The sequence below is a fragment of the Paenibacillus caseinilyticus genome, assembly GCF_027533645.1.
GTDB classification, from domain to species: Bacteria; Bacillota; Bacilli; order Paenibacillales; family NBRC-103111; genus Paenibacillus_G; species Paenibacillus_G caseinilyticus.
Window position 1 is genome coordinate 267,649 of the sequence record NZ_JAQAGY010000008.1, and the last position, 24,518, is coordinate 292,166.

Annotated in this window: 18 protein-coding genes; 7 read left to right on the forward strand and 11 right to left on the reverse strand. The window is 56.3% G+C overall.

The annotated features are described in order from the left end of the window. Positions 1–5: 5 nt before the first annotated feature. From O9H32_RS14865 to O9H32_RS14880, 4 genes are all read right to left on the reverse strand, one after another. Complete coding sequence (locus tag O9H32_RS14865; RefSeq protein WP_269866889.1) at positions 6–5,216, reverse strand: family 43 glycosylhydrolase; 5,211 nt, start codon at positions 5,214–5,216, stop codon at positions 6–8. Between the two features lie 457 nt (positions 5,217–5,673). Then, a complete protein-coding gene (locus O9H32_RS14870) occupies positions 5,674–7,935 on the reverse strand; it encodes a glycoside hydrolase family 95 protein (protein WP_269866890.1) in 2,262 nt (753 codons plus the stop codon). 42 nt (positions 7,936–7,977) lie between these two features. Further along, complete coding sequence (locus tag O9H32_RS14875; RefSeq protein ID WP_269866891.1) at positions 7,978–8,991, reverse strand: zinc-binding alcohol dehydrogenase family protein; 1,014 nt, start codon at positions 8,989–8,991, stop codon at positions 7,978–7,980. Further along, the gene (locus O9H32_RS14880; protein WP_269866892.1) at positions 8,988–9,935 is read right to left on the reverse strand and encodes an aldo/keto reductase; all 948 of its coding nucleotides are present in this window, start codon (positions 9,933–9,935) and stop codon (positions 8,988–8,990) included. The genes O9H32_RS14875 and O9H32_RS14880 overlap by 4 nt, the downstream gene beginning before the upstream one ends. A gap of 541 nt (positions 9,936–10,476) precedes the next feature. Here O9H32_RS14880 and O9H32_RS14885 point away from each other — a divergent pair. From O9H32_RS14885 to O9H32_RS14900, 4 genes are all read left to right on the forward strand, one after another. Further along, the gene (locus tag O9H32_RS14885) at positions 10,477–11,151 is read left to right on the forward strand and encodes an ArsR/SmtB family transcription factor (protein WP_269866893.1); all 675 of its coding nucleotides are present in this window, start codon (positions 10,477–10,479) and stop codon (positions 11,149–11,151) included. Further along, positions 11,135–11,485, forward strand: a complete 351-nt coding sequence (locus O9H32_RS14890; protein ID WP_269866894.1) for a hypothetical protein — start codon at positions 11,135–11,137, stop codon at positions 11,483–11,485. Before O9H32_RS14885 ends, O9H32_RS14890 begins: the two co-directional genes overlap by 17 nt. A gap of 63 nt (positions 11,486–11,548) precedes the next feature. Next, a complete protein-coding gene (clpP, locus tag O9H32_RS14895; protein ID WP_269866895.1) occupies positions 11,549–12,145 on the forward strand; it encodes an ATP-dependent Clp endopeptidase proteolytic subunit ClpP in 597 nt (198 codons plus the stop codon). Between the two features lie 329 nt (positions 12,146–12,474). Beyond that, positions 12,475–12,690, forward strand: coding sequence for a hypothetical protein (locus O9H32_RS14900; protein ID WP_406627323.1), 216 nt, complete (start codon positions 12,475–12,477; stop codon positions 12,688–12,690). Positions 12,691–12,857: 167 nt separating this feature from the next. Here O9H32_RS14900 and O9H32_RS14905 read toward each other — a convergent pair whose 3' ends face one another. Together O9H32_RS14905 and O9H32_RS14910 are read right to left on the reverse strand one after the other, a co-directional pair. After that, on the reverse strand, positions 12,858–13,190 hold the full coding sequence (locus tag O9H32_RS14905) for a hypothetical protein (protein WP_269866897.1): 333 nt from the start codon (positions 13,188–13,190) through the stop codon (positions 12,858–12,860). A gap of 302 nt (positions 13,191–13,492) precedes the next feature. Continuing rightward, positions 13,493–13,903, reverse strand: coding sequence for a hypothetical protein (locus O9H32_RS14910; RefSeq protein WP_269866898.1), 411 nt, complete (start codon positions 13,901–13,903; stop codon positions 13,493–13,495). 149 nt (positions 13,904–14,052) lie between these two features. Between O9H32_RS14910 and O9H32_RS14915 the strand changes: the two genes are divergently transcribed. Then, positions 14,053–14,223, forward strand: coding sequence for a hypothetical protein (locus tag O9H32_RS14915; RefSeq protein ID WP_269866899.1), 171 nt, complete (start codon positions 14,053–14,055; stop codon positions 14,221–14,223). Between the two features lie 60 nt (positions 14,224–14,283). Here the strand turns inward: O9H32_RS14915 and O9H32_RS32895 are convergent, their stop codons facing one another. Both O9H32_RS32895 and O9H32_RS14925 read right to left on the reverse strand, forming a co-directional pair. Continuing rightward, positions 14,284–14,484, reverse strand: coding sequence for a GapA-binding peptide SR1P (locus O9H32_RS32895; protein ID WP_269866900.1), 201 nt, complete (start codon positions 14,482–14,484; stop codon positions 14,284–14,286). Between the two features lie 309 nt (positions 14,485–14,793). Beyond that, positions 14,794–15,255, reverse strand: a complete 462-nt coding sequence (locus tag O9H32_RS14925; RefSeq protein ID WP_269866901.1) for a DUF4385 domain-containing protein — start codon at positions 15,253–15,255, stop codon at positions 14,794–14,796. 315 nt (positions 15,256–15,570) lie between these two features. Between O9H32_RS14925 and O9H32_RS14930 the strand changes: the two genes are divergently transcribed. After that, the gene (locus O9H32_RS14930; protein WP_269866902.1) at positions 15,571–16,035 is read left to right on the forward strand and encodes a DinB family protein; all 465 of its coding nucleotides are present in this window, start codon (positions 15,571–15,573) and stop codon (positions 16,033–16,035) included. Positions 16,036–16,233: 198 nt separating this feature from the next. Here O9H32_RS14930 and O9H32_RS14935 read toward each other — a convergent pair whose 3' ends face one another. The 3 genes from O9H32_RS14935 to O9H32_RS14945 all read right to left on the reverse strand — a co-directional run bounded on the left by O9H32_RS14935 (position 16,234) and on the right by O9H32_RS14945 (position 20,978). Further along, positions 16,234–17,235, reverse strand: coding sequence for an aldose 1-epimerase (locus tag O9H32_RS14935; RefSeq protein WP_269866926.1), 1,002 nt, complete (start codon positions 17,233–17,235; stop codon positions 16,234–16,236). A gap of 264 nt (positions 17,236–17,499) precedes the next feature. Next, the gene (araA, locus tag O9H32_RS14940) at positions 17,500–18,990 is read right to left on the reverse strand and encodes an L-arabinose isomerase (protein ID WP_269866903.1); all 1,491 of its coding nucleotides are present in this window, start codon (positions 18,988–18,990) and stop codon (positions 17,500–17,502) included. 227 nt (positions 18,991–19,217) lie between these two features. Beyond that, complete coding sequence (locus O9H32_RS14945; protein WP_269866904.1) at positions 19,218–20,978, reverse strand: methyl-accepting chemotaxis protein; 1,761 nt, start codon at positions 20,976–20,978, stop codon at positions 19,218–19,220. Between the two features lie 193 nt (positions 20,979–21,171). Between O9H32_RS14945 and O9H32_RS14950 the strand changes: the two genes are divergently transcribed. Continuing rightward, positions 21,172–24,339, forward strand: coding sequence for an ATP-binding protein (locus tag O9H32_RS14950; protein WP_269866905.1), 3,168 nt, complete (start codon positions 21,172–21,174; stop codon positions 24,337–24,339). Positions 24,340–24,518 lie beyond the last annotated feature (179 nt).

The window sequence follows — 24,518 nt, forward strand, 5'->3', positions numbered from 1 at the left end:
GATGTTTAGTTCAAAATCCGTGCGGCCATAGCGGCAAGATCCATGATATCCAGCTTGCTGTCCTTATTGAGGTCGTACATGCGAAGCGACTCCCACTGGACATCGCTGCTGGTCGCATGATAGTGTGCCGACACAATGGCCAAATCCCCGACGCTTGCCGTCTGATTCGCCTTCGTGCGGAATTCCGATAACGCTTGAGCAAGCACGTCTCTGGCCTGATCCACTTGGGATTGAGACGCACTAGCGTCGCTACGCACTGTATCCGCCTCGGCAATGGAAGCATTCAACGCGTCAACCGCAGATTGCGGATAGTAACCAAAGCGCGGCGAAACAGGATCCAGCACCTTGGCGTTAGCCGCAGCTGCTGCGGCTTCGGTAAGGAGGGCTGTTAGTTCCGTCTTATCTGCTGGAACGGTGACACCGATATGTATGGTGTGTCCGCTGCCGCTGCAAAGCGGATACTCATTGCCGTATTGGTCCGCCAAGACGACACCCGTCACGTACACATTCGTCGTTACGGTTTGGTTTAATGCTCTGAACTTCAGCGAGAGCAGGTCCAGCGTACCCGTTACCGAACGGTTCGAACTCGTGCCGGCCTCAATCAGCTTCACCACGCCAGGCGATTTGGCGCTGCCCACTACCGCGAATCCGTCAAGAAGAGAGCTGGCCTCTACATATTCCAGTGCGGCCGGGTCATAATTAACGGTTAGGGATGCCGCATAGACACGCTGGGTTACGTTCGACAGGCCATAGGTCAGATCGAACGAATCACCTGGCTTGACGGAGCTTGGCCCGGCCAAACGGTACGAAGCGGTTTGCGAATCGGGAACGACGGTGACTTCCGTCCCCGCCTTCTTCTCTACGCCCCCGGCCGTGACAGTTAATGTCAGCGTCCCGGTGCCGGCCGATTCTCCTTTGAGCGTAACCGAATCTTGGCTGCTGTCGCCCACGATGCTGATACTCCCTGCAGCTTCCCAGTGATAGGTCCGATTGGATACGGTCGCCGGATAAACCGCAGAGCTTACGGTCCGGATCTCGTTCACTTGAAGGGATGGTTCCGCCCCCAGGATATGGACCGATTCTAATGCAGGCTCCGCGTCCCCTGCCTTAAACTGCCAATAATCCAGGTTCAATAAGCTGCCGGTGCCTTCTCCAACGAAGGTAAAGAATACATTGTGAATCCCTTTCACATGAGATACCGCGGTATTCATCAGCTTCCACTCTTGATTGCCCCCGGTAGGCGTGACATCCAGAGTCCCTATGACTTCGCCAACCGGACTATCCAGCCGGAGTTCGATTTTGCCTCCTGACATAGAAGCGACATGGGCTTCAAAGGATGCCGCTCCGTTATCGCCAAAATCCGCATTGGCTACGGCAACCCAGTCTCCATCATTCGTATCGGTGACATCCAGATTATTGCTCTCCACCGGACTGCCTGGAGCTGTGGACTTTTCCGTCCTAATCCCTGCACTCCACGCAATGGTTTCGGCCTCTACTCTCTTGTATGGATCCAGATTCGCGGTCTGAGAGATCCCTTCCCGATCTCCCTTGATCTCTTTCATGTAGCCATTCTCATAAAATTCAACCTTATTGATGTGAGGAGAACGGTACCCTTTGCCATCGCCAAGAATTTCTTTGCTGACGGTTTGGGCATGGTAGACGACATACCACTGGTCATTGAACTGAAAAATCGCATGATGGTTATTGCCGCCAACTCCAAAGAACTCATATGGATTTTTTAGGATAGGAGAAACATAAGTGAACGGCCCCATAGGATTGTCACTTACCATGTATGCAATTTCTCCTGGAGGCGGCGTCCCATCCGGATGAATACCGGCAAAGTTAGAGCAGTAGGAATAATAATATGTACCGTTGTACTTGTGGATCCCGGAGTCTTCAAACATGTACGGCGCATCAATCTCGGATGCGGACCCTACCGTGTGAATCATATCGTCCGCTAGCTTGATGACTCTGCTTGTTTTTGGATGGGCAATCTGCTCTGGTGTTGAATTCGGTTCGCCCGGGATCCCGCCGCCGAAGTACAGATATCCTGATCCATCGTCGTCTACCAGGACAGCCGGATCAAACAGCCATACCACACCGGGAACTCCGGGAGTACGGCCTGTGACCAGTGCTTGGCCCAGCGGATCGCTCCAAGGTCCGATCGGACTGTCCGCTGTGAGAACACCGATGCCTCCAGCGCCATTGGCAAAATAAAGGAAAAATTTGTCTGCGCCATTGATTTTTTTATGTGCGGCTGCCGGTGCCCAAGAGAATTTGGCCCATTTCGCAATACCGCTTGGTCCAGCCACCGGAATAGCACCATGGTCCGTCCAGTTGACCATATCAGCGGAGGATATTACGAATACTCTATTCAGATTACTGAATGAGTTATCTTTGATTTTGCCGCTGCCGTCATATTCGTACTCATCGCTGGACATATAGATGTAGACTCTTCCATCATGAACAAGAGCGAACGGGTCAGCCCCCAATTTATGGCTCATAAGAGGATTCGAATAACCGGGGATCTTCGCAATCGCCCCTGTATCCAGCTTCTTCAGTCCAATGTTAGCTGCAGCAGCATGAACGTTATAAACAGCATTCCCGCCGGTAACATGGATATAGTCCGTCTGGATGACTGCGGTCTGATCCTCTGGAACCAACTCTTCGACCTTCAGTTTGATCGTTGCAAACAAATCGGAGGATTGATTCGAGAAGCCTGCATTTGCCCCGCCTACAGTAAGCTGCAGCCGGTGATTGGAATACGTATACGAGCTGTGCCCTGTGATATTGCCCGAATTGAACTCCACTCCGGTCACTGTAAGATATTTCGGGATGTTCAAGGATGCCGAAATTTCGGAGTATTCTCCTGCCGGCAGTGCCTCCATATTGACCGGAACTTCTAGCTCGGCATTCGGGACTCCGATCACACTCGGAACATCTCCCAGCGCAGCTTTCAGGATCTTAGCGGTTGAATTCGTTCCCGCGAGCTTATCATCGATTCGAAAATAATCAAAATCCGCAAAGCCGCCTGTCGTTTTGGTCGCATAATTGAATAAGGCAAAACGGTAGCCCATAAAATGATCCAGCTTATATTTCATTTGAAGGGTGTTCCCGATTGCAGTCCACTGCACACCGTCGAGGCTGTAGTAGAAATAAGCTTTATCCGTACCATTCTTGTAATCAAAGTCGATATTAAAATAGACTCGGTCCTGGGTCAGAGGAACACTTGCGATTTCCTCCGGGGAACCGGAGCTCCCATTCACCATGACGATCGATTTGGATTTTCCGGACACTTTCACACCGACAAATCCATAGTCTTTCTGCAAGGCGGCAAGACCCGCATAATCCCCGTCTTTCAAGCGGCTTACATCTACTGCAATATTTCCGGAGCTTTCCGGTCCGAATGTTCTTTGGGTGAGCGTATTTCGGGCACCGAGAAGATCAGTGCTCTTTCTTCCGTTCGTAAGCCTTAAATAGCCGGGACGCTCGGTAAGGGACCACAGTGTGTTGTCCGGATTATGGTTCCACTGCCAGACCAGATCCAAGTTCGATCCGTTGTAGTCGTTTTCCCCATGTGCCCTGCCTTCCAGAACTGAATCAGACGAGGCTGAAAAAGAAATGTCATCCACATAGAAATTCATCAAATCAGATACCGGATCAGGAGCTGCAGACCACGGGGTTTCAACAAAGATGAATGTCTCAGAGAGATCCGCATCGGACGGAAGGGTATAGCTTCCCTCAATCGTGCCCCATTCGCCTTTTTTCAGGGTGGCGGATCCGAGAACCTTGATCCCCTGCCAGCTTGGACCGTTTTGGATATCAAAGTTAAACTGCTTCTGATCCGGTCCTTCCGTGTACTTCACTTTGGCGGAGAATTTGTAGGTGACACCCGCGCTCACTTCACCGGTAATGACCTGCTTGGGGCCATCCCCTGTCAATTTGCGGCCGGTGACATGCAACCCATTGGAACCGCTGTTAAATTCCTCCTGGGTTAACGCAACCGCAGCAGCACCGTTAGCCGACCACGGGGCCAGACCCGCCTCCATTCCGCCGTTGTCGATAAGTTCTTTACCGCCGCTTGCAGCTGTAGACGACTGCACAGCCGAAGCTTGGGCTGTATCGTCCGGCTGGGTATGATAAGCATTCACTCTCTTAGGATTCTGATAAAATTCATCGGAAGCCGTGATTCTGCTTCTGGACTCTCCAGCCGGTGCAGGAACGGGGAGGCGCATACTCGCAGGGACTTTGCCGTCAACACCGAACACGGGCCACCCGTCTTCCCATTTCACTGGAACCAGGAATGGTATACGTCCAACGGATCCATGATCCTGAAATAACAGGCCGTACCAATTGCCATCCACCGTATCAATAATTCCGCCTTGAGCAACTCCCGCATCGCTCAAGGCGACTTTGCCTTCGTATGGACCATCGATGCGGTCGGACCGGAACACCAATTCCGTGCGCATGCCACCCTTAGGCCAAGTGATCAGGAATACATAATACTTACCGTTAATTTTCTGTATATGGGAGCCTTCTGCCGGGAGACCGATATTGGGACCTGCAGTCTGGCTGGCATTAGGGATAATGACTTTACTAAGTCCTCCTTCCTTGACCGCGGTTGCATCCGAGTTCAATTCCGTAATTCGGATGTCCCCACTGCCATCAACCAAATACACGCGTCCATCGTCATCGAACAGCAAGGACATATCGTGGTGAAAATCTAGAGTGGAACGAGTCCATGGACCATGCTCTATATCTTCCGTTTGATAGATATACGTTTTGCGGGTTGTAAGGGACGAGAACGTGACATAATATTTGCCTTTGTTATATCGGATGCTGCTTGCCCACGAGCCTTTGCCATAATCGCTTTTCCCGTTACTCAATCTTTGTTCGTCATGATCCGTCAAGATATCGTACACGTAATTAACAATTTCCCAATGGATGAGATCATACGACTTCATGATCGGAACCCCGGGATTCATATGCATGGTCGTGCTGGTCATATAATAAGCATCGCCTACCCTGATCACATCAGGGTCCGGAACATCCGCCCATATCATTGGATTTTCATAAGTATCGGCAGCTTGGTTAGCGTAGCTGTACGTGCTGGGTGCAAAGTTCAGCAATAATGTAAACGCGGCTAAAAGTATAATTGCTTTTTTGAACAAATGGATCCTGACCTTCCTTGTTGGCGCTTTCAATACGGTGTTCATTACGCATTCCACCTCTCTGATTTCATGGCAGTGTCCCTTCTCCTAATTAAATTTTATCTTTCATTCTGACATTCCCCATCGGCCCTCCTTCCCGAATTCGACTTTCTCCTTCATGATAACGGTAATAATTTCGCCTGCCATTCTCAAAGTATAGCGTTACCCCCCAAAAACTTAAGAAAGCACCTGATGAGACCCCAACTTAACAGGTATCGCGAGGTACTTGCCGTACTGCTGCTCGAAACATTCATCCCTGATCCACAGATTCGGGAAGGCACCATAGCCAGCCATGAACCCCGCCAGTCCCATCACGGGATCCCACATGGATTGGGTCACGGCAAGTCCTTATATATAAAAAGCCCCAAGCTTGTGACATCCAAGCTGAGGCTTTTTATCGTGTTCACGAGGTATCCAACTCCGATTAGGCCGGAGGAGTTCTCCTGCTTCTTCAAAATGATCGTCAGAACGTATACGACGTTCCGGCCTCCGCCCTAAATTCCACCGGCTGCTCTCCGAGTCCCCGGATTCGGCAGAGTCGAGCAGCGGCGGCATGGATGACCGCTTCGGTCACGCGTCCGTCTGCCCATTTTAGGTCAACGGTATAGCCACCGCGGGCCCGCAGACCACGCACGCATCCTTCGCCCCACGCCTGCGGCAGGGCAGGCAGCAGATGAAGATCGCCGGTCTGACTCTGCAGCAGCATCTCGGCGATCCCGGCCGCGCCCCCGAAGTTGCCGTCAATCTGGAACGGCGGATGATTGTCGAACAGGTTCGGCAGCGTGGAGTGGCTGAGCAGCGCCATCACATGCTCGCGGACCTTCTCCCCATCGTGGAGCCGGGCCCAGAAGTTGATGATCCATGCCCGGCTCCAGCCGGTATGACCGCCGCCGTCGGCAAGTCTCCGCTCCAGTGTCACGCGGGAGGCCTCGGCCAGCTCCGGCGTACCCTCGACGGTAAACTGCTCCCCGGGATAGAGGGCGAACAGATGCGAGATATGCCGATGACCCGGCTCCCGCTCCTCGTAATCCTCCATCCATTCCTGGATCTGACCATGGCGGCCGATAGCCGGCTGCGGCAGCCGCTCCAGTGCGGAGATCAGCTCCTGACGGAACTCTTCGTCCGTTTGCAGAATCTCTGAGGAACGGATGCAGGCGCTGAACAGCGCGTGGATAATCTGAAAATCCATGGACGCCCCCGCACACATCACACCTGATTCTCCACTCGGGAGAATGTACGTATTCTCGGGCGATACGGAAGGGCAGGTCATCAGCCGGCCATCTCCGCCCTCGATCATATAATCCAGGAGGAACTGTGCCGCTTCCTTCATGACCGGGTACGCCCGCTGCTGCAGGAAGGCTGCATCCAGCCCGTACCGGTAATGCTCCCATAGATGCAGGCACAGCCAGGCGGCTCCCATCGGCCAGAAGGACGCCGGCAGGTACGTATCTTGAGGCGCCGTATCCGCCCAAATGTCCGTGTTATGGTGGGCCGTGAAGCCACGGCAGCCGTACATGACTTCTGCCGTGTGCCGGCCGGGCTCCCGCATCCGCTCGATCAACTCGAACAGCGGGAGATGGCACTCCGCCAGATTGGCGTTCTCCGCCAGCCAGTAATTCATCTGCGCGTTGATATTGATCGTGTATTTGCTGTCCCACGGCGGCAGGAAGCTCTCATTCCAGATGCCCTGCAGGTTCGCCGGCAGAGATCCCGGACGGGAGGATGCGATGAGCAGATATCTGCCGAAATGGAAATAGAGTGCAGCCAGCCCCGGATCATCCCCGCCCTGCTGTACCCGGCGCAGCCGCTCATCGGTCGGCAGGCTGTCCAGCTCGCCGTCTGCACTCTTCAGCTCCAGCTCCACCCGGCTGAAGAGTGCGCGGTAATCCGCCATATGCCGCTCGAGAAGCTCGGTGTAAGACTTCGCAGCGGCCGCGGTCAGCAGCTCCCGGCAGACAGCCTCCGGATCCGCATGGCGGAAGGTCGTGGCTCCCGTGATGTAGAGGGTGACGCTGTCCGCCTGTTCGATCACCAGATGCTCGCCGATCGTGCGGCAGCGGCCGCCTTCCTGGGTGGACTTGAGCGCGGCACGGAACTGCCCGCCCCCCTCACCGCCGCAGCTTCCGCGCATGATCAGCCCGTCCTGCTCCCATTGGTCGGTCCGCTCCAGATACCTCCACCGGTTTCTCGTAAACCGGGCCTGGAGCGAGACCGACCCCGGACGGTCTGCCGTCAGACGAATGACGATCGCTTGGTCGGGATAGCTCGACAGCAGCTCGCGGGTGTACTCCACTTCTCCCTGCCGGTATCGGACCCTGGTCACGCCGCTCTCCAGATCCAGCTCCCTGCTGTACGCCCTAGCCTCCTGCGCCTGCCCCTGGTCCGAGAAGTCCAGCAGCAGATCGCCCAGCGGCAGGTAGTGCCGCTGCGTCTCGGGCAGGCCGGGCAGCGCCAGAGCAGCCAGCTTCTCGGCCTCCCGCAGCCTCCCGGAGAGGATCAGCTCACGGATCCGCGGCAGATTCGGCAGCGCATCCGGGTTGTTGCGGTCGCGCGGGCCGCCGTACCATACGGAATCTTCGTTGAGCTGGATTCGTTCCTTCGCCGTGCCGCCGAACACCATGGCACCGAGCCGTCCGTTACCGATCGGGAGGGCTTCGTTCCATTCGCCGGCGGGCTGGTTATACCAGAGCTTGAGCCTTTTGCTGAGATGCGTCGCGTTCGTCACGGGGTTCTCTCCTTTTGTTCTTGCAGCGAATCCGCTGCTCCTCTAGAATTCCACTACCGCCTTGATCACACCGTTCTCCGGACGCAGCCAGCTGTCGTACTGCCCCGTCATCTCGGTGAATCCCGTCCGGTGCGTAATGAAGCTGCCGGTATCGATCCAGCCGCTGCGGATATGCTCGATCACCTCGATGAAATCTTCCTTGAGGGCGTTCCGGCTGCCCATGATCGCCATCTCCCGCTTGTGAAACTCCGGATCGTCGAAGGTAATCGGAGACTTGACGAGCCCGACATACACGAGGCGCCCGCCATGGGACACATAATGCAGCGCCTGCTCCATCGACTTCGCGTTACCGGTGGCGTCGAGCACCGCTGCTGGGAAGTCTCCCCCGGTAATCCGCGCTACTTCCGTCAGCGGATCCTTCTTCGCATTGACGATTTCATCAGCCGGGGCCCATATCCTGCAGAAGCCGAGCCGCTCCTCATTAAGGTCCATGGCGATGACCCGTGCGCCCGCCAGCTTGGCGAACTTCATGACGCCGAGTCCGATCGGGCCGGCGCCGATAACGAGCACCCAGTCTCCCGGTCGTACTCCGGCAACCTTGACTGCATGAGCTCCGATGCTGAAGCATTCCACGACCGCCGCCTGATCCGGCGTGAGTCCGCGGGTCGCAACCACATGCCTGGCCGGCACGGTCATATACTCCCGCATGCCGCCGTCCTGATGGACGCCGAGCACGCTCATCGAGGTGCAGCAGTTCGTCTTGCCGTTGCGGCAGGCAATGCAGGTGCCGCAGTGGATATACGGGATGACGCAGACCCCGTCACCGGCAGACAGCCCTTCCTCGTTGTCCCCGATCTCGACGATCTCCGCTGCGAGCTCGTGGCCCAGCACACGCGGGTAGGCGAAGAACGGCTGATTGCCCGTATAGGCATGCAGATCCGTGCCGCAGATACCGACTCTCCGGATACGCAGCAGCGCTTCCCCTGGACCCGGTACAGGAATTTCCTCTTCCTTCATGACAAAACGCCTCGGCTCCTCGCATACGATGCTCTTCATTCCACGCGAACCCCCTCATTGTATTCCGGCCGCCCGCTCGGCCACGACAGCCGCTGCACCGGCTCCAGGATGCGCCGCACCTGCTCAATGGCAGCCAGATCGGGCTCCTGCTCGGCATAGGCAATATTCATCCGGATCTTGCCTGGTTTCGATGTGCTTACCAGTGTCGTCGGAATTCCCTCATGCTGTACCGCGAACTGGATCGCGAGCTGCGGCAGGGACAGCCCCCTCGCTTCGCAGTATTCGAAGGCTTCCCTGCAGGCCTGACGGATCCGAGGTGAAGCCGGATGCCAATCAGGCAGCGTGCTGCCAGACAACAGCCCCATGGACAGCGGGGAGGCGTTGACCAGTCCTGTGCCCAGCTCTCCAACCAGCGGCAGCAGCTCCAGCAGGGAATCGTCATTCAGGGAATAGTGGCAGTAGGACAGGATGGCATCCACCGGACGCTCCTGCAGCACATCCCGGAATAGGGACAGGGGAAGCCCCGATATGCCGGTATAGCGGATTTTTCCCTGCCGCTTCAGCTCCGCGAGTGCTGGGATGCCTTCCTCGAGCACCTGCCTTCTGTCACCGAACTCAATATCATGCAGGAACAAAATATCGATATAATCCGTATGCAGCCGCTGCATGCTCTCCTCGACGCTTCGAAAGATCCGCTGATAAGAGAAGTCGAAGTCATCCGCCCCATATCTTCCGGCCTTGGTGCTCAGAATGAACCGATCTCTCCGGATCTCCTGCAGCGCCCGTCCCAGCACGGTCTCCGCCTTCAGCATGCCGTAATACGGAGATACATCGATATAATTGATACCGTTATCTAGCGCGGCATGGACGGTCCGAATGCCCTCCTCATCATCTGTCGGATGGAATACGGATCCGAGAGACGAGGCGCCGAAGCTGATAACCGATACATCCAGTCCGGTGTTTCCCAGCTTGCGGTATTTCATGGCCGCTGTACCCTCCTTTCGAAACCACCATCACTTTGTTATTAAATATGTTATCGGTAACAAAACAATAACATGACCCCCTGTTTCCGTCAACGGTCCGGGGGCTTGAAAATCCACTTCCGTTCTCCCACTATGATTCATGGAATACGGCCCAGCTGCTTGGATTTCGGCTGATTCGGGGAATACCGGCGAGATTACGGATAAGGAAGCACGGTACATGAAGATGCTAACCTCCACCGGCGTGGACGGCGTATAGTTCGTCCCGGCGGGATGAGTCGGAGTCCCAACGGAAGAAGCGATATACGCGCCAAGCTGGCAGCACCGGGCAGCACCGACAGGCCCAACAGCCATCCTGGCCGCCAACAATTTTCATCGGCGTCAATACCTTGCGGGCGCTGCGTGTCCTGAACATCCGGGTTCCGAGGAGGTTCCCGTCGCCTCCTTCAACGATCCGGATATCTGGTCATAAGCCCTTGACAATACTTTCCTGACGTAATAATATTGTTTTACGTAAACCGTATCTATTGTGGAGATGATGTTGATGACCTCTTATGAACCGATCCCGGACAGCGTCCTGATCGAATCACCCGAGCAAGCCATGGTGCTGCTCAATCCGCTCCGCGCCGAGATCGCCGCACGTCTGGCGGAACCGGGCTCTGCCGCCGAGGTTGCCCGGGCGATCGGCGAAGCGCCGCAGCGGATCAATTACCATCTGAAGGCGCTCGAGAAGGCAGGTCTGGTGCGCCGTATCGGTTCCCGGCAGGTACGCAACCTGGTGGAGGTCCTGTACCAGAGCATTGCCCGGACGTTCGTGCTCTCGGAGCGTCTGGGTATGAAACCTGAGACGGTGCGTAAACTGAAAGACCAAGGCTCTCTCGCCCACCTGATCGGGACGGCCGACCGGATCAAGCAGGACGCCCTCCTGCTCATGGAACAATCCGATGAAGGAGAGGAAATCCCGAGTGCCACGCTCCAGTTTCAGGTGGAGCTCGCAACGCCCGAGCGGCGGCAGGCTTTCGTGGAAGAGTATGCCCGGCTCGTCCAAGAATTGACGGGCAAGTACGGGGGATCCGGGGAGTCCGGCGCCTACCAAGTCGTGGTGGCCGTCTATCCCGAAGCACCGGGCCGGGCACCGGCGGGAGAAGAGCCTTCGAAGTCCCCGAGCCTGCCTTCACCCAAGCAAAGGAGGAAGAAAGCCCATGGAACACAACCTTGAGAATCAGGTTACACCATCCGAGGAGCAGATGCCGCCCGACGGGATGGCTGCTCAGTCTGCCGTCGTATGGGAGTTGAGCCGAAGGCCCTCTGAGTCCCAGGCAGCTCCAGAAGAGAGCCGCGTCAGCGACTTGGACGCCTACCGGGAGCGCAAGGCCAAGGAGGCCCCCTCTACCGAAGCGGGGGTTACCCGCTGGGCCCTCCCCGGCCGGGAGAAGCAGGATGCGGCCCAGTGGCTCATCATGGTGTCCTCCGGCTTCGGCACTCCGGCTCCTGCCGTCATCCGTCCGGTCCGCAGCGGTTCAGGGGATACGCAGGCACGTCTGGCCGCTTAGCCTTGGAACCCGCCTTGTCTTAGCGTTTCGTTGCATTTCGTTACTATTGAAGGAGGGCTAAAGATGAACTTTATTCCTATGGTAGTGGAACAGACCGGACGCGGGGAACGTTCTTATGATATCTACTCGCGCCTGCTCAAGGACCGGATTATCTTCCTAGGCAGTGCGATCGACGACAACGTGGCGAACTCCATTATCGCCCAGCTGCTCCTGCTTACCGCCGAAGATCCCGATAAGGATATTCATCTGTATATCAACTCGCCGGGCGGCTCGACCACCGCCGGCATGGGGATCTACGATACGATGCAGTTCATCAAGCCGGATGTCTCGACGATCTGCGTCGGCATGGCCGCCTCCATGGGCGCCGTGCTGCTCGTGGGCGGCGCTCCGGGCAAGCGCTTCGCCCTGCCGAATGCGGAGATTATGATCCATCAGCCGCACGGCGGGTCACAGGGCCAGGCATCGGATATCCACATTCAGGCGAGGCGTATTGTGCAGACCCGCGAGCTCCTCAACCGGATCATCTCCGAGCGGTCCGGCCAGTCTTACGAGAAGGTCGAACGCGACACCGACCGCGATTACTTCATGAACACGGACGCCGCACTGGACTACGGGATCATCGATAAGGTGCTCCAATCGCTGCAGGGCGCGGCCAGCTGAGCAATCCCCAAGCGGATGGCGTCCCGCACGGGAAGCGTCCGAGAGGGCGAACCCGCATCCAACCTGCAGGAAGCGCCAAGAAAGCGTGAGGAATAAAGGACCCGCCGGTCCCCATTCCCTCACGCTTTCTTTATTCCGATCCGATAAATAGACTTAACTTTCACCAAACTAAAACCAACGTTTTCATACAAAATCCCGTAAAATAGCTTGTCTTTTGGCAGAATATGTAGTACTTTTAATAACGTAGTCGCAGAACAGTCCTCTGTATGCCGATTCTTTTATCCAAACAGGAAGAAAAATCCGAGGAGGAAATGACTATGGAAATGAAAATGGAATCCATGTGTATGAACATGATGATGACGATGTGTATGGAAGACATGATGGCCAAGATGAACTGTATGAAGACCATGATGAACACCATGAGCGAGATGAACATGACCGACTGTATGGACATGAACAGCATGATGATGAAGATGCAGCAGTGCGACGAAATGATGACCACCATGATGGACTCCATGCGCAAAATGGAGCAAGTATCGAAATAATACCTACTCCATCCGTTTGAAAACGTTCCTTGAGCTCCTACCCTCGAGGACCGATATGAACTGCAGAACAGTCCACTGTATGCAGTTCAGCGTTACCACCATACAAACACCCCAGGCCGAGCGGACAACCGCAGGCCTTTTTTTTATTGCCCCCCTAGCTCCCTGCCCTAGCGCGAGTGAATACGCCGCATCACTTCGATCCGCTCGAGCTTCAGATCCCACACCTGGGCTTTCAGTTCCCGGTTCAGAGAAGGGTCTTGAATAGTATGCAGCCTCCCGTACAGCTCTAGCATACGCCGGTTGATCTCGTCGAACCGCCGCCAGAGCTCCTGCTTCATCCGGTAGTGAATTTCCATGTTCACATGGCGCTTGTATTCCTTAAGGGTCAGAAGCAGCTCCTGCTCCCATGCCGTATCGTGAAGCTCTTTCGCCAAATTCAGGAGATCCAGATGGTCATTGATCCAAGCTTGCTCCCATTCTCTCCACGCTGCACCTGACATATCCGTATCCCCTTTCGGCTCGCTTCACCCTTATACCTAGTATTATACCCGGAATAATTAGTTTTGCAACCCTTTTTCTTTATACATCTTAAGACTCCCGCACAAAATGGGGTAGTACCAGCGCAGTGTCAGTTATCTAAACGACCCTGTGAACCCCCTTGAAATATGAGGCTCCTCTTATTGTTTACATGATTTCAATGTATTCTTGGAGGAAGCATCAACAAAAAGGCAGCCCAAAACCAATACCGTCTTGGGCTGCCTTTTTCTGTTATTCAATTATCATCTCCAGCTCGCTTAGCAATTCAACATTCAAATGATGGGAATGAGTACCTGGAAAGTTGAGCATGAAATGCACTTTCCCATAGCTCCCATTGTTCCATTGATAGTTCTCCAACAATTTGTAATCCTGAGGGTTCAACCGAAGCGTATAGGTGATATGTTGACACCCCTTCCTCGCCAAACCACATAGAACATGGATGGCTCTCTGCGAGATATTGGGGCAATACCAAATAAACTTGCTTAAGCTGCTCCCATGTGTCTTCAATAAACTCATTGAAATTTAAGCAATACACTCTATCAATTAAAACGACACTTTGTTCGTTTACTGCAAGCTCTATATTGTCATAAAAGCAAATATTCATTAACGTTCCCCGTTTCAGCGTTCTCCCACAGCTTAAGAATAACGCTTTGGTTATGCCATATAAATTCAACACGACGCCACGTTATCCTCCCTCTATGGAGGATCCATTTGCTCCTAAATACCCGAGAATACCTACTTGAAAGCGCAGGTAGATACTTAAACGAGCTCAATCAAATCTACACAGGGAGCCACTCCCTCCCCATATCGTGAAAGAATGAGAGTATGATGAGTGCTGTGATACGCATAGAGAAGGAAATACAGCTGGGAACCATCATGATCTATGGGCGTATAGTCAATCTGGATATTAAACTCACGATGGAAGATGACGGTATCGGTATGGAGGAAGAAACGACCACACCCAAAATCCGTTTCGTTCATGTCAACGGAACTTAGCCCTGATCCTTTTCGGATCAGGGCTCTATAATATCTCAGAGGAAGGATGGTCCTCTCCCTTTACCTGCAGGCGGCCCCTTCCGAGTATACCGCAGCAAGCTTCACGCCAGCCGTTAGGCAGGAGTCGCATTCCCCATAGAATACCTGCACCCTGCGGGTTGGCAGCGTATCCACCACGCCTTCGCAATGCCTGCACACGATCGTGCCCAGCTCCAGAACGCCGCTCACCGCACCATACTCTTGTCTTCCATTGCTTTCCATACCCATTCGCCTCCTTTAATTTGGGGCTCCGCCCTCCACTCCAACTCATGGATGGGAGCCTCTTGAATGTAGTCTGTTGTTTGTCTTTTCTACGCCTACTATATCACATATATTCGCTATTTGGCTATATATATTACACACTTTATTTTATTTAATGCACAATATATACACCTATACGTGTTGATTCTGCACACAAAATAAAAAGACACCTGCACCGGTGTCTGATGGCTATATGGTCATTGATACGGCAGCCTTACGCTTCTCCAGCTCCACCGCTTCTTCCTTGTATCCTACCGTGTTGGCCTCCCTCTAGTCCGATTCATAACGCGCTTTGTGCTCCTTCTTCATCCGCAGGTAATCCTCGTCTTCCTTCGCAAGCGTCCACTTCTTCTTGAAGATCGCCGCCGATTCGGCCTTCACCGGGTCGAGTTCATACGGCAGCACGGTCCCGTCTTCCTCCGCATATTTCCTTCCTCCCGGGTGATTGGCATAGCGTCTGGCCCTTGTATACCCCATCTGCAGGAACTTCCGGGCCATATCCATCCCGACAAAATCCCCCGCCGCCTTGTATTCCAGGAACATCCCGTAAATCTTCTCCGAGGAATCCTTGGCGATATCCGGGGTCTTGAAGCGCCAATGGGGAAGGATCTCGCTCTTGTAAGGTTCCACGAGCAGCACGCCCTGCTCCCCGCGCCCGACCCGGTACAGCTGCGGGTGCCTCCGCAAGTCGAGACTTTTATAGTCCAGTGTATAATCGAACGAACGAATCATCTCTCCCGCCTCCTTCCTCCCTTATTACCCGCCGGCTGCGTTCAACACCTCTAGAGTCTATCTCCTTCGATGTTCGCGAAGGCAGACGTTACAGCTACACAATGATCAATAAGGAGACTGGACAGGAGTACACCGTCGGAGAATGGTTAGACACAGCTGTAAAAGTAAAATGTTAATTTGAGGGATACGCTGGGTATCAAACCATCGCACAGGACATCGGAGTGCATTTTAGGCAGTAAACTCCGGTGGCCTATGTTAAAATATGGACATACTTGGGCTGTATAGAAATCATTTTTCCAAAGGAGAGGATTTACAATGAACAACTATTTGTTTAAACAATTAAGATTTGTTCGAGACCAAACGATAAAACAAGTTAATGAGATGAGCGAGGAAGAAACGCGCACTCTACCGCGAAGATTCAACAACAATATTCTGTGGAACCTTGGGCACATTCTTCTTGTTCATGAAAAGTTTTCTTTTGCACTAACGAATGAAAAAATGGAGTTGCCCAAGCACTTTGCAGAAGTGTTCGCTCCTGGCACTAAGCCGGAAAACTGGGGAACGCAAGTACCTAGCTTGGAAGAAATATTGCTCTTGCTCTCTAAGCAAATCGAACGGATTGAGCAAACCTTGGGGCACCGTCTAGAAGAAGAGCTCGAGAAACCATTCGTTACTTCGGCTGGACTTGAATTATCGGAAGTGAAGGAATGCCTCAGTTTTTGTTTGTATCATGAAGGCATGCATTTTGCAACGATTAAAGCCATTAAACAGCAGTTATAGTATCACGGGGCGGTTATATTTGGGGCTGAAACTCAACATTGAGAAATTCACATAGCCTCGAGATAACCGGCTTTGCCATCTTTAAAGGGCGATGCGCGTTTATAAGAAATACAAGATTACGGGATCGCGCTCTGGCGAGATATACATTTAAATATAAAGAATGCACCCGTAACCGTACGGGTGCATTCCGTTCACTCTTTACTTGCGGATCAAGTACAGCCGCGACGTCTCTTCCCATACCGCTCCCGGTTCCAGGGCGAACAGGCCGATCTCTTCGGCGGGCAGATCCACGCTTGGGGCGTTCACCAGGTTGATCTGCGGCTCCGGGCAGAAGAACTGGCGGGAAGCCCCGTTGTTCCAGATCATCCACTGCTTGAAGGAGGTCCCCACATCGTAGACCAAGGTCACGCCTTCCTTGCTGTCCCTCAGCTCCATCCGGTTGCGGCCGTTCTGCGGCACCGCCGTATAGTGGTTGTCCATCTCGGCGAAGTACGGCGAGAGCCCGCCCTTCTTCATCTGCTCTTCCTCCGGCGTCAGCTCCTGGAAGCGGCCGGTCGGCAGCATCCGCCCGTCAAGCTCCCAGCGCTCGCCGATCGTGGCGAGGAAGGTAACGTCGTCCGGCGTGCTGCCCGGAGCGAACGGCGCATTGATCGCCGTGTGGAACGCGAGCAGGCAGGGCAGCAGATCGTTCCCGTCGTTATGTACGGACACCTGCTGCAGCAGGCCCGATTCCCCCAGCGTATACCGCAGACGGATCGTAAAGTCGTGGGGCAGGTACTTGTGTACGGCATGGCCTTCGGATACCTTCTGGGACAGGACGACCCAGCTCTCCGTCTCATCAGCGCCGAATTTCTCCACCGTCCAAGGGATCGTATGCAGGAAGCCGTGCAGGTGGTTGCCCGTAGCCGGTTCGTTCACCGGGAATTCGTAGGTGCGGCCGTTCCAAGGGAACTTGCCGTCCACGTAACGGTTGGGCGGGAACAGCACCGGAATGCCGTGCACCCCGGGATTCGCTTTGAACTCCTCCATCTCGGCGGCCGCCGGCTCGCGGAGAATCCGATATTCCTTTTCTTTGTCGCGAAAAGCGATCAGATTGGCGCCGACGCCAGGCAGCACGGCGGCTTCGTAAGGACCTGCCTGCAGCCATACGGCTGGCTCTCCCTGATAATTGCCCTCATAGGCTTTAGGTTGAATCGTCATCATTCGTTAACCTCCTGCTATGATCATGAATTTGGAATAAGTGGGGCAAAGAGCGGTCTTCACCCTTGTATGATACCAAGTTCCCCCTGTACGGACAACCTTCCGTGTGAGCCCGGTTGGAGGGGGGATTCTGGTGTCCCCGCTCCAGACGGGCGCTTCCTGGCCGGGATTGTACCGGCCTCAACCGTCAAAAGCCGCTCTCTGCCCGGAGGGAGAACGGCTTTTGACGGGTGCGCCCGTTAAGGGCTGACGATCATGCCGGGATTAACGAAGCTTCCAGGCGATATCGCTCCAGCGAAGTTCGTTGCGCAGGGATACCGGCGTCGTATTCTTGTCGATCACTACGCATTCGATGCCTGTCATTTCGGCAAAATCAAGCATGTTCTCGGTGTTCACCACATAGGAGAAACCGGTATGGTGGGCGCCGCCTGCCTGGATCCACGCTTCTACGCCGTCACGCAGCGACGGCTGGCACTTCCAGAGCACGCGCGCCACCGGCAGCTTCGGCATCGCTTGCTCCGGCTGCACGGCTTCCACTTCGTTCACGATGAGACGGAACCGGTTGCCCATGTCGATGATGGACGCGTTGATCGCAGAGCCCGAACGTCCGTCGAATACCATGCGCGCCGGATCGGCCTTGCCGCCGATGCCGAGCGGATGCACTTCCAGCTTCGGCTTGGTCGCCGCAATCGTAGGGCAGATCTCCAGCATGTGCGACCCGAGGACGAGCTCGTTGCCCGCTTCGAGGTGATAGGTGTAATCTTCCATGAAGGATGTGCCTTCATTGCCTGCCATGATCTTCATAAGACGCACGAGCGCCGAAGTCTTCCAGTCGCCTTCGCCGCCAAAGCCGTAACCGGCTTCCATGAGACGCTGTACCGCAAGGCCCGGAAGCTGCTTCATGCCATGCAGGTCCTCGAAGGTCGTCGTGAAAGCACCGAAGCCGCCTTCTTCCAGGAACGCCTTCATGCCGAGCTCGATGCGCGCCTGCTCTTCGATAGAGCTGCGGATGGCTCCAGCCGCGCGTGCTTCCGCCGACAAGTCGTACAGTTCCGTGTACTCGTCGAACAGAGCGCGCACCTGCGCATCCGACACGTCGTTCACACGCTGCACGAGATCGCCGATCCCGTAGCCGTTCACAGACCAGCCGAACTTGATCTGGGCTTCGACCTTGTCTCCTTCGGTTACGGCTACTTGGCGCATATTGTCGCCAAAACGGGCTACCTTGAGCGTGCGGCTCTCGGCGAACGCCACAGAAGTGCGCATCCAGCTGCCAATGCGGCGGAGCACTTCCGCGTCTTCCCAATAGCCGACCACGATTTTGCGGGAGATGCCCATGCGCGCCCCGATGAAGCCGTACTCCCGGTCGCCGTGCGCCGCCTGGTTCAGGTTCATGAAGTCCATATCGATCGTATCCCAAGGGATATCGCGGTTGAACTGCGTATGCAGGTGAAGCAGCGGCTTGCGGAGCTCGGAGAGACCGGCAATCCACATCTTAGCCGGGGAGAACGTATGCATCCACGTGATGATCCCTGCGCAGTCCGCGTCGGAGTTCGCTTCGATACAGATCCGGCGGATATCTTCCGGCGTGGTGACGACCGGCTTGAACACCACTTGGTAAGGGATGCCCGAGCTGCGGTCCAGACCTGCTGCGATGATCTCGGAATGAGCGTCAACTTCCTTGAGCGTCTCAGGTCCGTACAAATGCTGGCTGCCGGTAACAAACCAGAATACATAAGGTTTAACGTTAATCATGAATGAGTCCTCCTCGAACGGGATGTACTTGAATATAGGTCTTAAGCGCATTCATATGTACGAACATAATATGGGTTGACCAGACATATACCATTGAATCGACCCGCCTCGCCCCATGTTGTACGTACAACTGCTTTCAGCCTTATTGTACTCTTCTTCGCCGATCATTTCAATATGGAGTTCGCAAAAAAAAGAACGGCACCGAGGGGCACCGTTCTTCATGCTGCTTACAAGGTAAACCGGGACACGAGTTCCTGCAGTTCGACTGCCGTGCGGTTGAGGGCTTCGGATGCTTGCGTCACCTGCGCCGCCGAATCCAGCTGACCGCCGGCCGCTTCGGCCACGCTCTTCGCATTGGCTGCGGAGACCCTCGCAATCTGGGCCATATCGCCGACGGTCGCCGTCACTTCTTCGGCTCCCGCCGAAATCTGCTCGGACGCGGACGACACCTCGAGAATCTGCTGGGCCACCTGCTCGCTCACTTGGTAGATCCGGTGGAAGGCCTGGGTCGCCTCCTGCGCCATCTGCAGACCCGCATCCACTTCGCTCACCTGGCTGCTCATGGAATTCACCGCCCGTCCGGTATCCTGCTGGATCTCCTTAATGACGGCGACCACCTGGTCGGCCGAGTCCTTCGACTGTTCGGCGAGCTTGCGCACTTCCTGGGCCACGACGGAGAATCCGCGGCCGTGCTCGCCGGCTCTGGAGGCTTCGATGGAAGCGTTCAGCGCAAGCAGATTCGTCTGGTTCGCAATGGTCGTAATGCCTCCGAGGATCGACTCGATCTCAAGGGACCTCTCGCTCAGCTTCCGGATCATCTCGGCGCTGCGGTGGGCGGAGTCCTGGATCGAACTCATCTGCCCCATGACGCTGTCGATCGCCTGAGTGCCCTGCTTCGCTTCAGAGACGGCAAGCGAGGACTGCTCCGAGACGCAGGATGACGATTCGGCAATCCGCACGATCCCGCGGGTCATCTCTTCCATAGCGCGGGCGCTCTCCGCCGCGCTAATCTGCTGCGTATCCGCTCCTGCCGCAACCTGGCGTACGTCGGAAGCCACCTGCGTAGCGGCACCGGACGTAAGCTCGGCGGCAGCCGACAGCTCGCCGGACATCCGGGCCACATGCTGCGCATGCTCGTTCATCGCGGAGATCATTTCCTTCAGATGGGCAACCATGCGGCCGACCGCCCGGGTCAGCGAGCCGATCTCATCGTCGCGCTTGACTACCAGGGTGCCTACGATCCGGCTCGCTTCGCCGAGATCGCCTTCCGCCATTCTCTCCGCCGTCCGCTTCAATACCAGCAGCGGTGCCAGCGTGCGGATAATATACACCATGACGAGCGCAATGACGATCAGCATGAAGGCAATCATGCTCCCTGCATAGACCGGCATGGACTCGCGCATTACGTTAGCCGAGACTTCTTTCACTAGTTCCGCCGACGTGTCGACACCCAGGATCCCGAGCACCTTGCCGGAAGCATCCTTGATCGGGGCGAAGGCCGACAAGTAGCTGCCGTATTTCTCATCTTCGACGATCGGTGACGAGTACGTGCCGCCCCCCAGGACCTTCACTATATACTCGGCGGGCGTCGTCGTGGAAGTCACTTCGCCGATCGGCGAATAGTTCTCGTCATCTCTCGGCGCACCGTCAATATAGAGCTGCTGGTTCCCTCCGTCAGCATCCGCCTGCATCGTATATACATACAGTACGCCGTTCTTAACTCTGTAATCGCTGAGGCTGTCCCTGATCTCCCAATAGATTTCATTCTCCTGCGGGTCCTCCAGGAACTTCCGGTACATCTCAGGATCGATCACAGACGCAATGCGCTCGGCCGTATCGATACTGCGGCCCGCGATCGTCCGCTCCGTAACTGTTTTGGTATTATGGTATAACAAGACGGTGTTGAGCAGATTCAATAAAATAATCATGCCCATCACCATCACCGCTATTCGGATGCCCAGGGAATTTCTCCAAGACTGCTTTTTCATCAAGCGATTCTCTCCCTTCTTTTGCAAGGTTGTCTGCATACTGTATGTTTATCGGCCCATTCTTCACGAAATTTCACCTGACATCCCCTCCAACGGCCCTTCCGCCTGTGGTAAAATACTCCTTGGACGCTTCCGCGCTTTCAGACCCCGCTTGGAACGCCACTCGCACGGAGGAAGGAATTGTACATATAAGATGCCAACCCGCTCGCTCTTTGTTCGCAAAATACTGATTGTATCGGCGGTCATATCCGTCTTCTTCCTGCTGACGCTCTTGTACGGACGCCACTCGCATCCGCTACACGACCTGCGGTCCAGCGAGGCTTGGGCCGTGCTGCTGGCGGATCCTACGCTGCCCCCGGACCCTGCGGACGCGAAGGGATGGCAGGTACCGGAAGAGGCCGCCCTCTCTGCAGATACGGCATCCTACCGCGGCTATTACTGGGCCAAGGTCACGCTGCCCCCCCTCTCCATCCGCGATCCGTATGTGATCGCCCAAGGCCAGAGCCGGATCGAGGCTTACTTTAAGGGAGACCGCCTCTACGAGTTCAATACCGAGGGCGAGGACCTCCGCGTCTATCCCTCCTACCGGTGGAACTTCATCCGGCTGCCGGACGATTACGCGGGAGGAACGCTATATGTCAAGCTCCACAAACCCGGGGACAGCCTGAATCTCGGGCAGTTCACGCTTGCCAGCCGGCAGGAATATACGACCCATGCCTTGACCAAGGACGGCTTCAAGATCCTCTTCAGCTTCTGCTTTGCCCTGGCCGCCCTCTTGTCCCTGCTGCTGTACCTGCGGCAGCGCTCCCAGCCGATGTACCTGTATTTCGGGCTGTTCGCGCTAAGCTCGCTGCACGGCTGCTTCGCCCGAACCTTCCTGTTCAATGAGTTCTGGCAGGTGCCCCTGATCACCTATCTGCACGACGTCCCGTTCTATCTAGGCACCTTCGCGATCCTGGCCTTCCTGCGGGCCTTGTTCGGGGACGGGTTCGGCGGTATGCGTGGGAAGCTTGCCGGCTTTTCTCTCGTCTTCTCGGGGGTTACCTTGGCCGCGGCGCTTTACAGCGACAGGCTGTACTTTGATCTCGTGAATTATTTTGCCTCCGCCGCTTTCATGGGCATCTTCCTCGCAGACAGCTCGCTCATGTTCTTCCAGCTGCGCAGGCAGCGTTCGAACGAAGCCCAGTGGACGATGATCGGATACTTGCTGCTAATTTTCTTCGGCGTGAGCCATTCCCTGTTCTTCCTGCTGGAGCAGTGGGACCTGGCCGCCTTCCGGACGGCGCCGGTCCTGCTCTACTTCCTGCGAGAAGACCAGCTCAGCTTCGGCATCTTCCTGTTCATGCTCTGCCTCGTGATGGTGCTTGTACAGCGCTTCGACGAAGTGCACCAGCGGGTGAAGCTGTATGCCCTAGAGCTCGAGGCGAAGAACCGCAAGCTGCAGGAACTGGACCGGCTCAAAGACGATTTTCTCGCGAATACGTCCCACGAACTCCGGACGCCGCTTCACGGCATCATCGGCTTGTCGGAGGCGCTGCTCTCGGACCAAGGAGGAGTGCAGGGGGCCGCCCGCAAGAATGTCGGTCTCGTCATCGCCAGCGCCAGCCGGCTCGCCCGGCTCGTCGACGACATCCTCGACTTCTCCAGGCTGAAGCACAGCGACATGGTGCTGCAGTCGGAGCCGCTGCAGCCCCACGGGATCGCCGATCTCGTGCTGACGGTCTTCGGCCCGCTGGCCGCCCGCAAGGGAGTCGCGCTCGTCAATGCGATTCCCCTGGAGAGCCCCCCTGTTCTCGCCGATGCGAACCGCTTCGAGCAGATTCTCTACAATCTCATCGGCAACGCGCTGAAGTTCACAGATGCGGGCGAAGTCCGGCTCAGCGCCGAACAGACAGGGCGCGAGCTGAGCATCCGGGTATCCGATACCGGCGCAGGCATTCCATCCGGCAAGCTGGAGGCGCTCTTCAAGCCGTTCGAGCAGGCTTCCCCGGGGCACAGCCGGGGCGGAACCGGGCTCGGCCTGTCCATCACCCGGCAGCTTGTCGAGCTGCATGGCGGAACCATCAGCCTTCAGTCGCAGCCCGGCCAAGGCACGACGGTCCTCTTCACGCTGCCGCTGTCCGAGCAGCAGGAGGCGCCGCTGCATAATGGGGACGCCGCTCCCCGCGTGTCCTCCGCCGTGCTGCCTTACAGCGAGGGCCCGGCGGAAGAGCTCCCTGCGGCGGCTAACCGGGACGGAGACGGCCGAGAGCTGCCGCTCCTGCTCATCGCGGACGATGAGCCGGTCAACCTGCTCGTGCTGCACCAGCATCTGGCCAGCCAGCCCTACCGCATTGTGCAGGCAAGGAGCGGCACCGAGGCGCTGGAGACCGCGCTGCGCCAGAAGCCCGATCTCGTACTGCTGGACGTGATGATGCCCGGACTGAGTGGGACGGAGGTATGCCGGCAGCTCCGGGAGCGCTATAATCCGAGCGAGCTGCCGGTGCTCCTGCTCACGGCAAAGTCGGGTCCGCAGGATCTCGCCGAAGGGTTCGATGCGGGGGCCAACGATTATCTGACGAAGCCCATTCTGCGCAGCGAGCTGCTGGCCCGGGTGCGCATCCAGCTCCAGCTCTCGCAGCTCAATCTGTCCTTGGAGGAGCTCGTGGCGGAGCGGACCGCCGCACTCGAGTCGGCGAACCGGAAGCTGTCCTCCTCGGTTCAAGAGACCATCGACGCCATGACCGAGATCTCTGTGCTCGAGGAACGCAATCGGATCGCCCAGGAGATCCACGACATCGTCGGCCATACGCTGACCGTGATCAATATCCAGATCGAAGCAGCCAAGCGGCTCCTCGCCCAGAACCGGGACGGCGGCATGGAGAAGCTCGACCTCTCCCAGGCGCTGGTCCGCAAGAGCCTCGACGAAGTACGCAGGTCCGTACGCATGCTGCGCGACCGGGGAACCGACGGGGATTTGCGGGAGGCGCTCCTGCTCCTGATGCAGGAGACCCGGCAGGCGGCAGGGATCGAGATCGAGGCCGAGGTAGATCTCCTTCCGGAGCTCGATGCGCAGCAGCGCCGGACGCTCTACCGCGCCCTGCAGGAGGGGCTGACGAACGGGATCCGCCACGGGGGGAGCACCCGATTCGAATTCCGGCTGAGCTTCCGCGGCGGCGAGCTGCGCTTCGAGCTCTCGAACAACGGCCGCCGCTACGAAGCCGAAGAGATGGGGTTCGGCCTGCGGGCAATGTCCGAGCGGGTGGGGCATCTCGGCGGCACCCTGCAGGTCGCCGCGGATGGAAGCTCCGGCTGCAGGATTACCCTGCTGCTGCCGGTCGCGCAGCCGCCGCAGGACGCAGGCACCGCCCTAGGCAGCTGACCGGAGATGCCGCAATATCCGCTGCAATGTCTGCCGCAATAGAGCTGCAATCCATCACCGCCAATCGTCCCCCGGCCCTAAGCCTGCAAGCGAAAGGCATGCCGAATAGCCTTCGATTCCCCTGCGGGAGTTCGAAGGCTATTCGGCATGCAAGACCTGTATGGCGGCTCGGTACGACC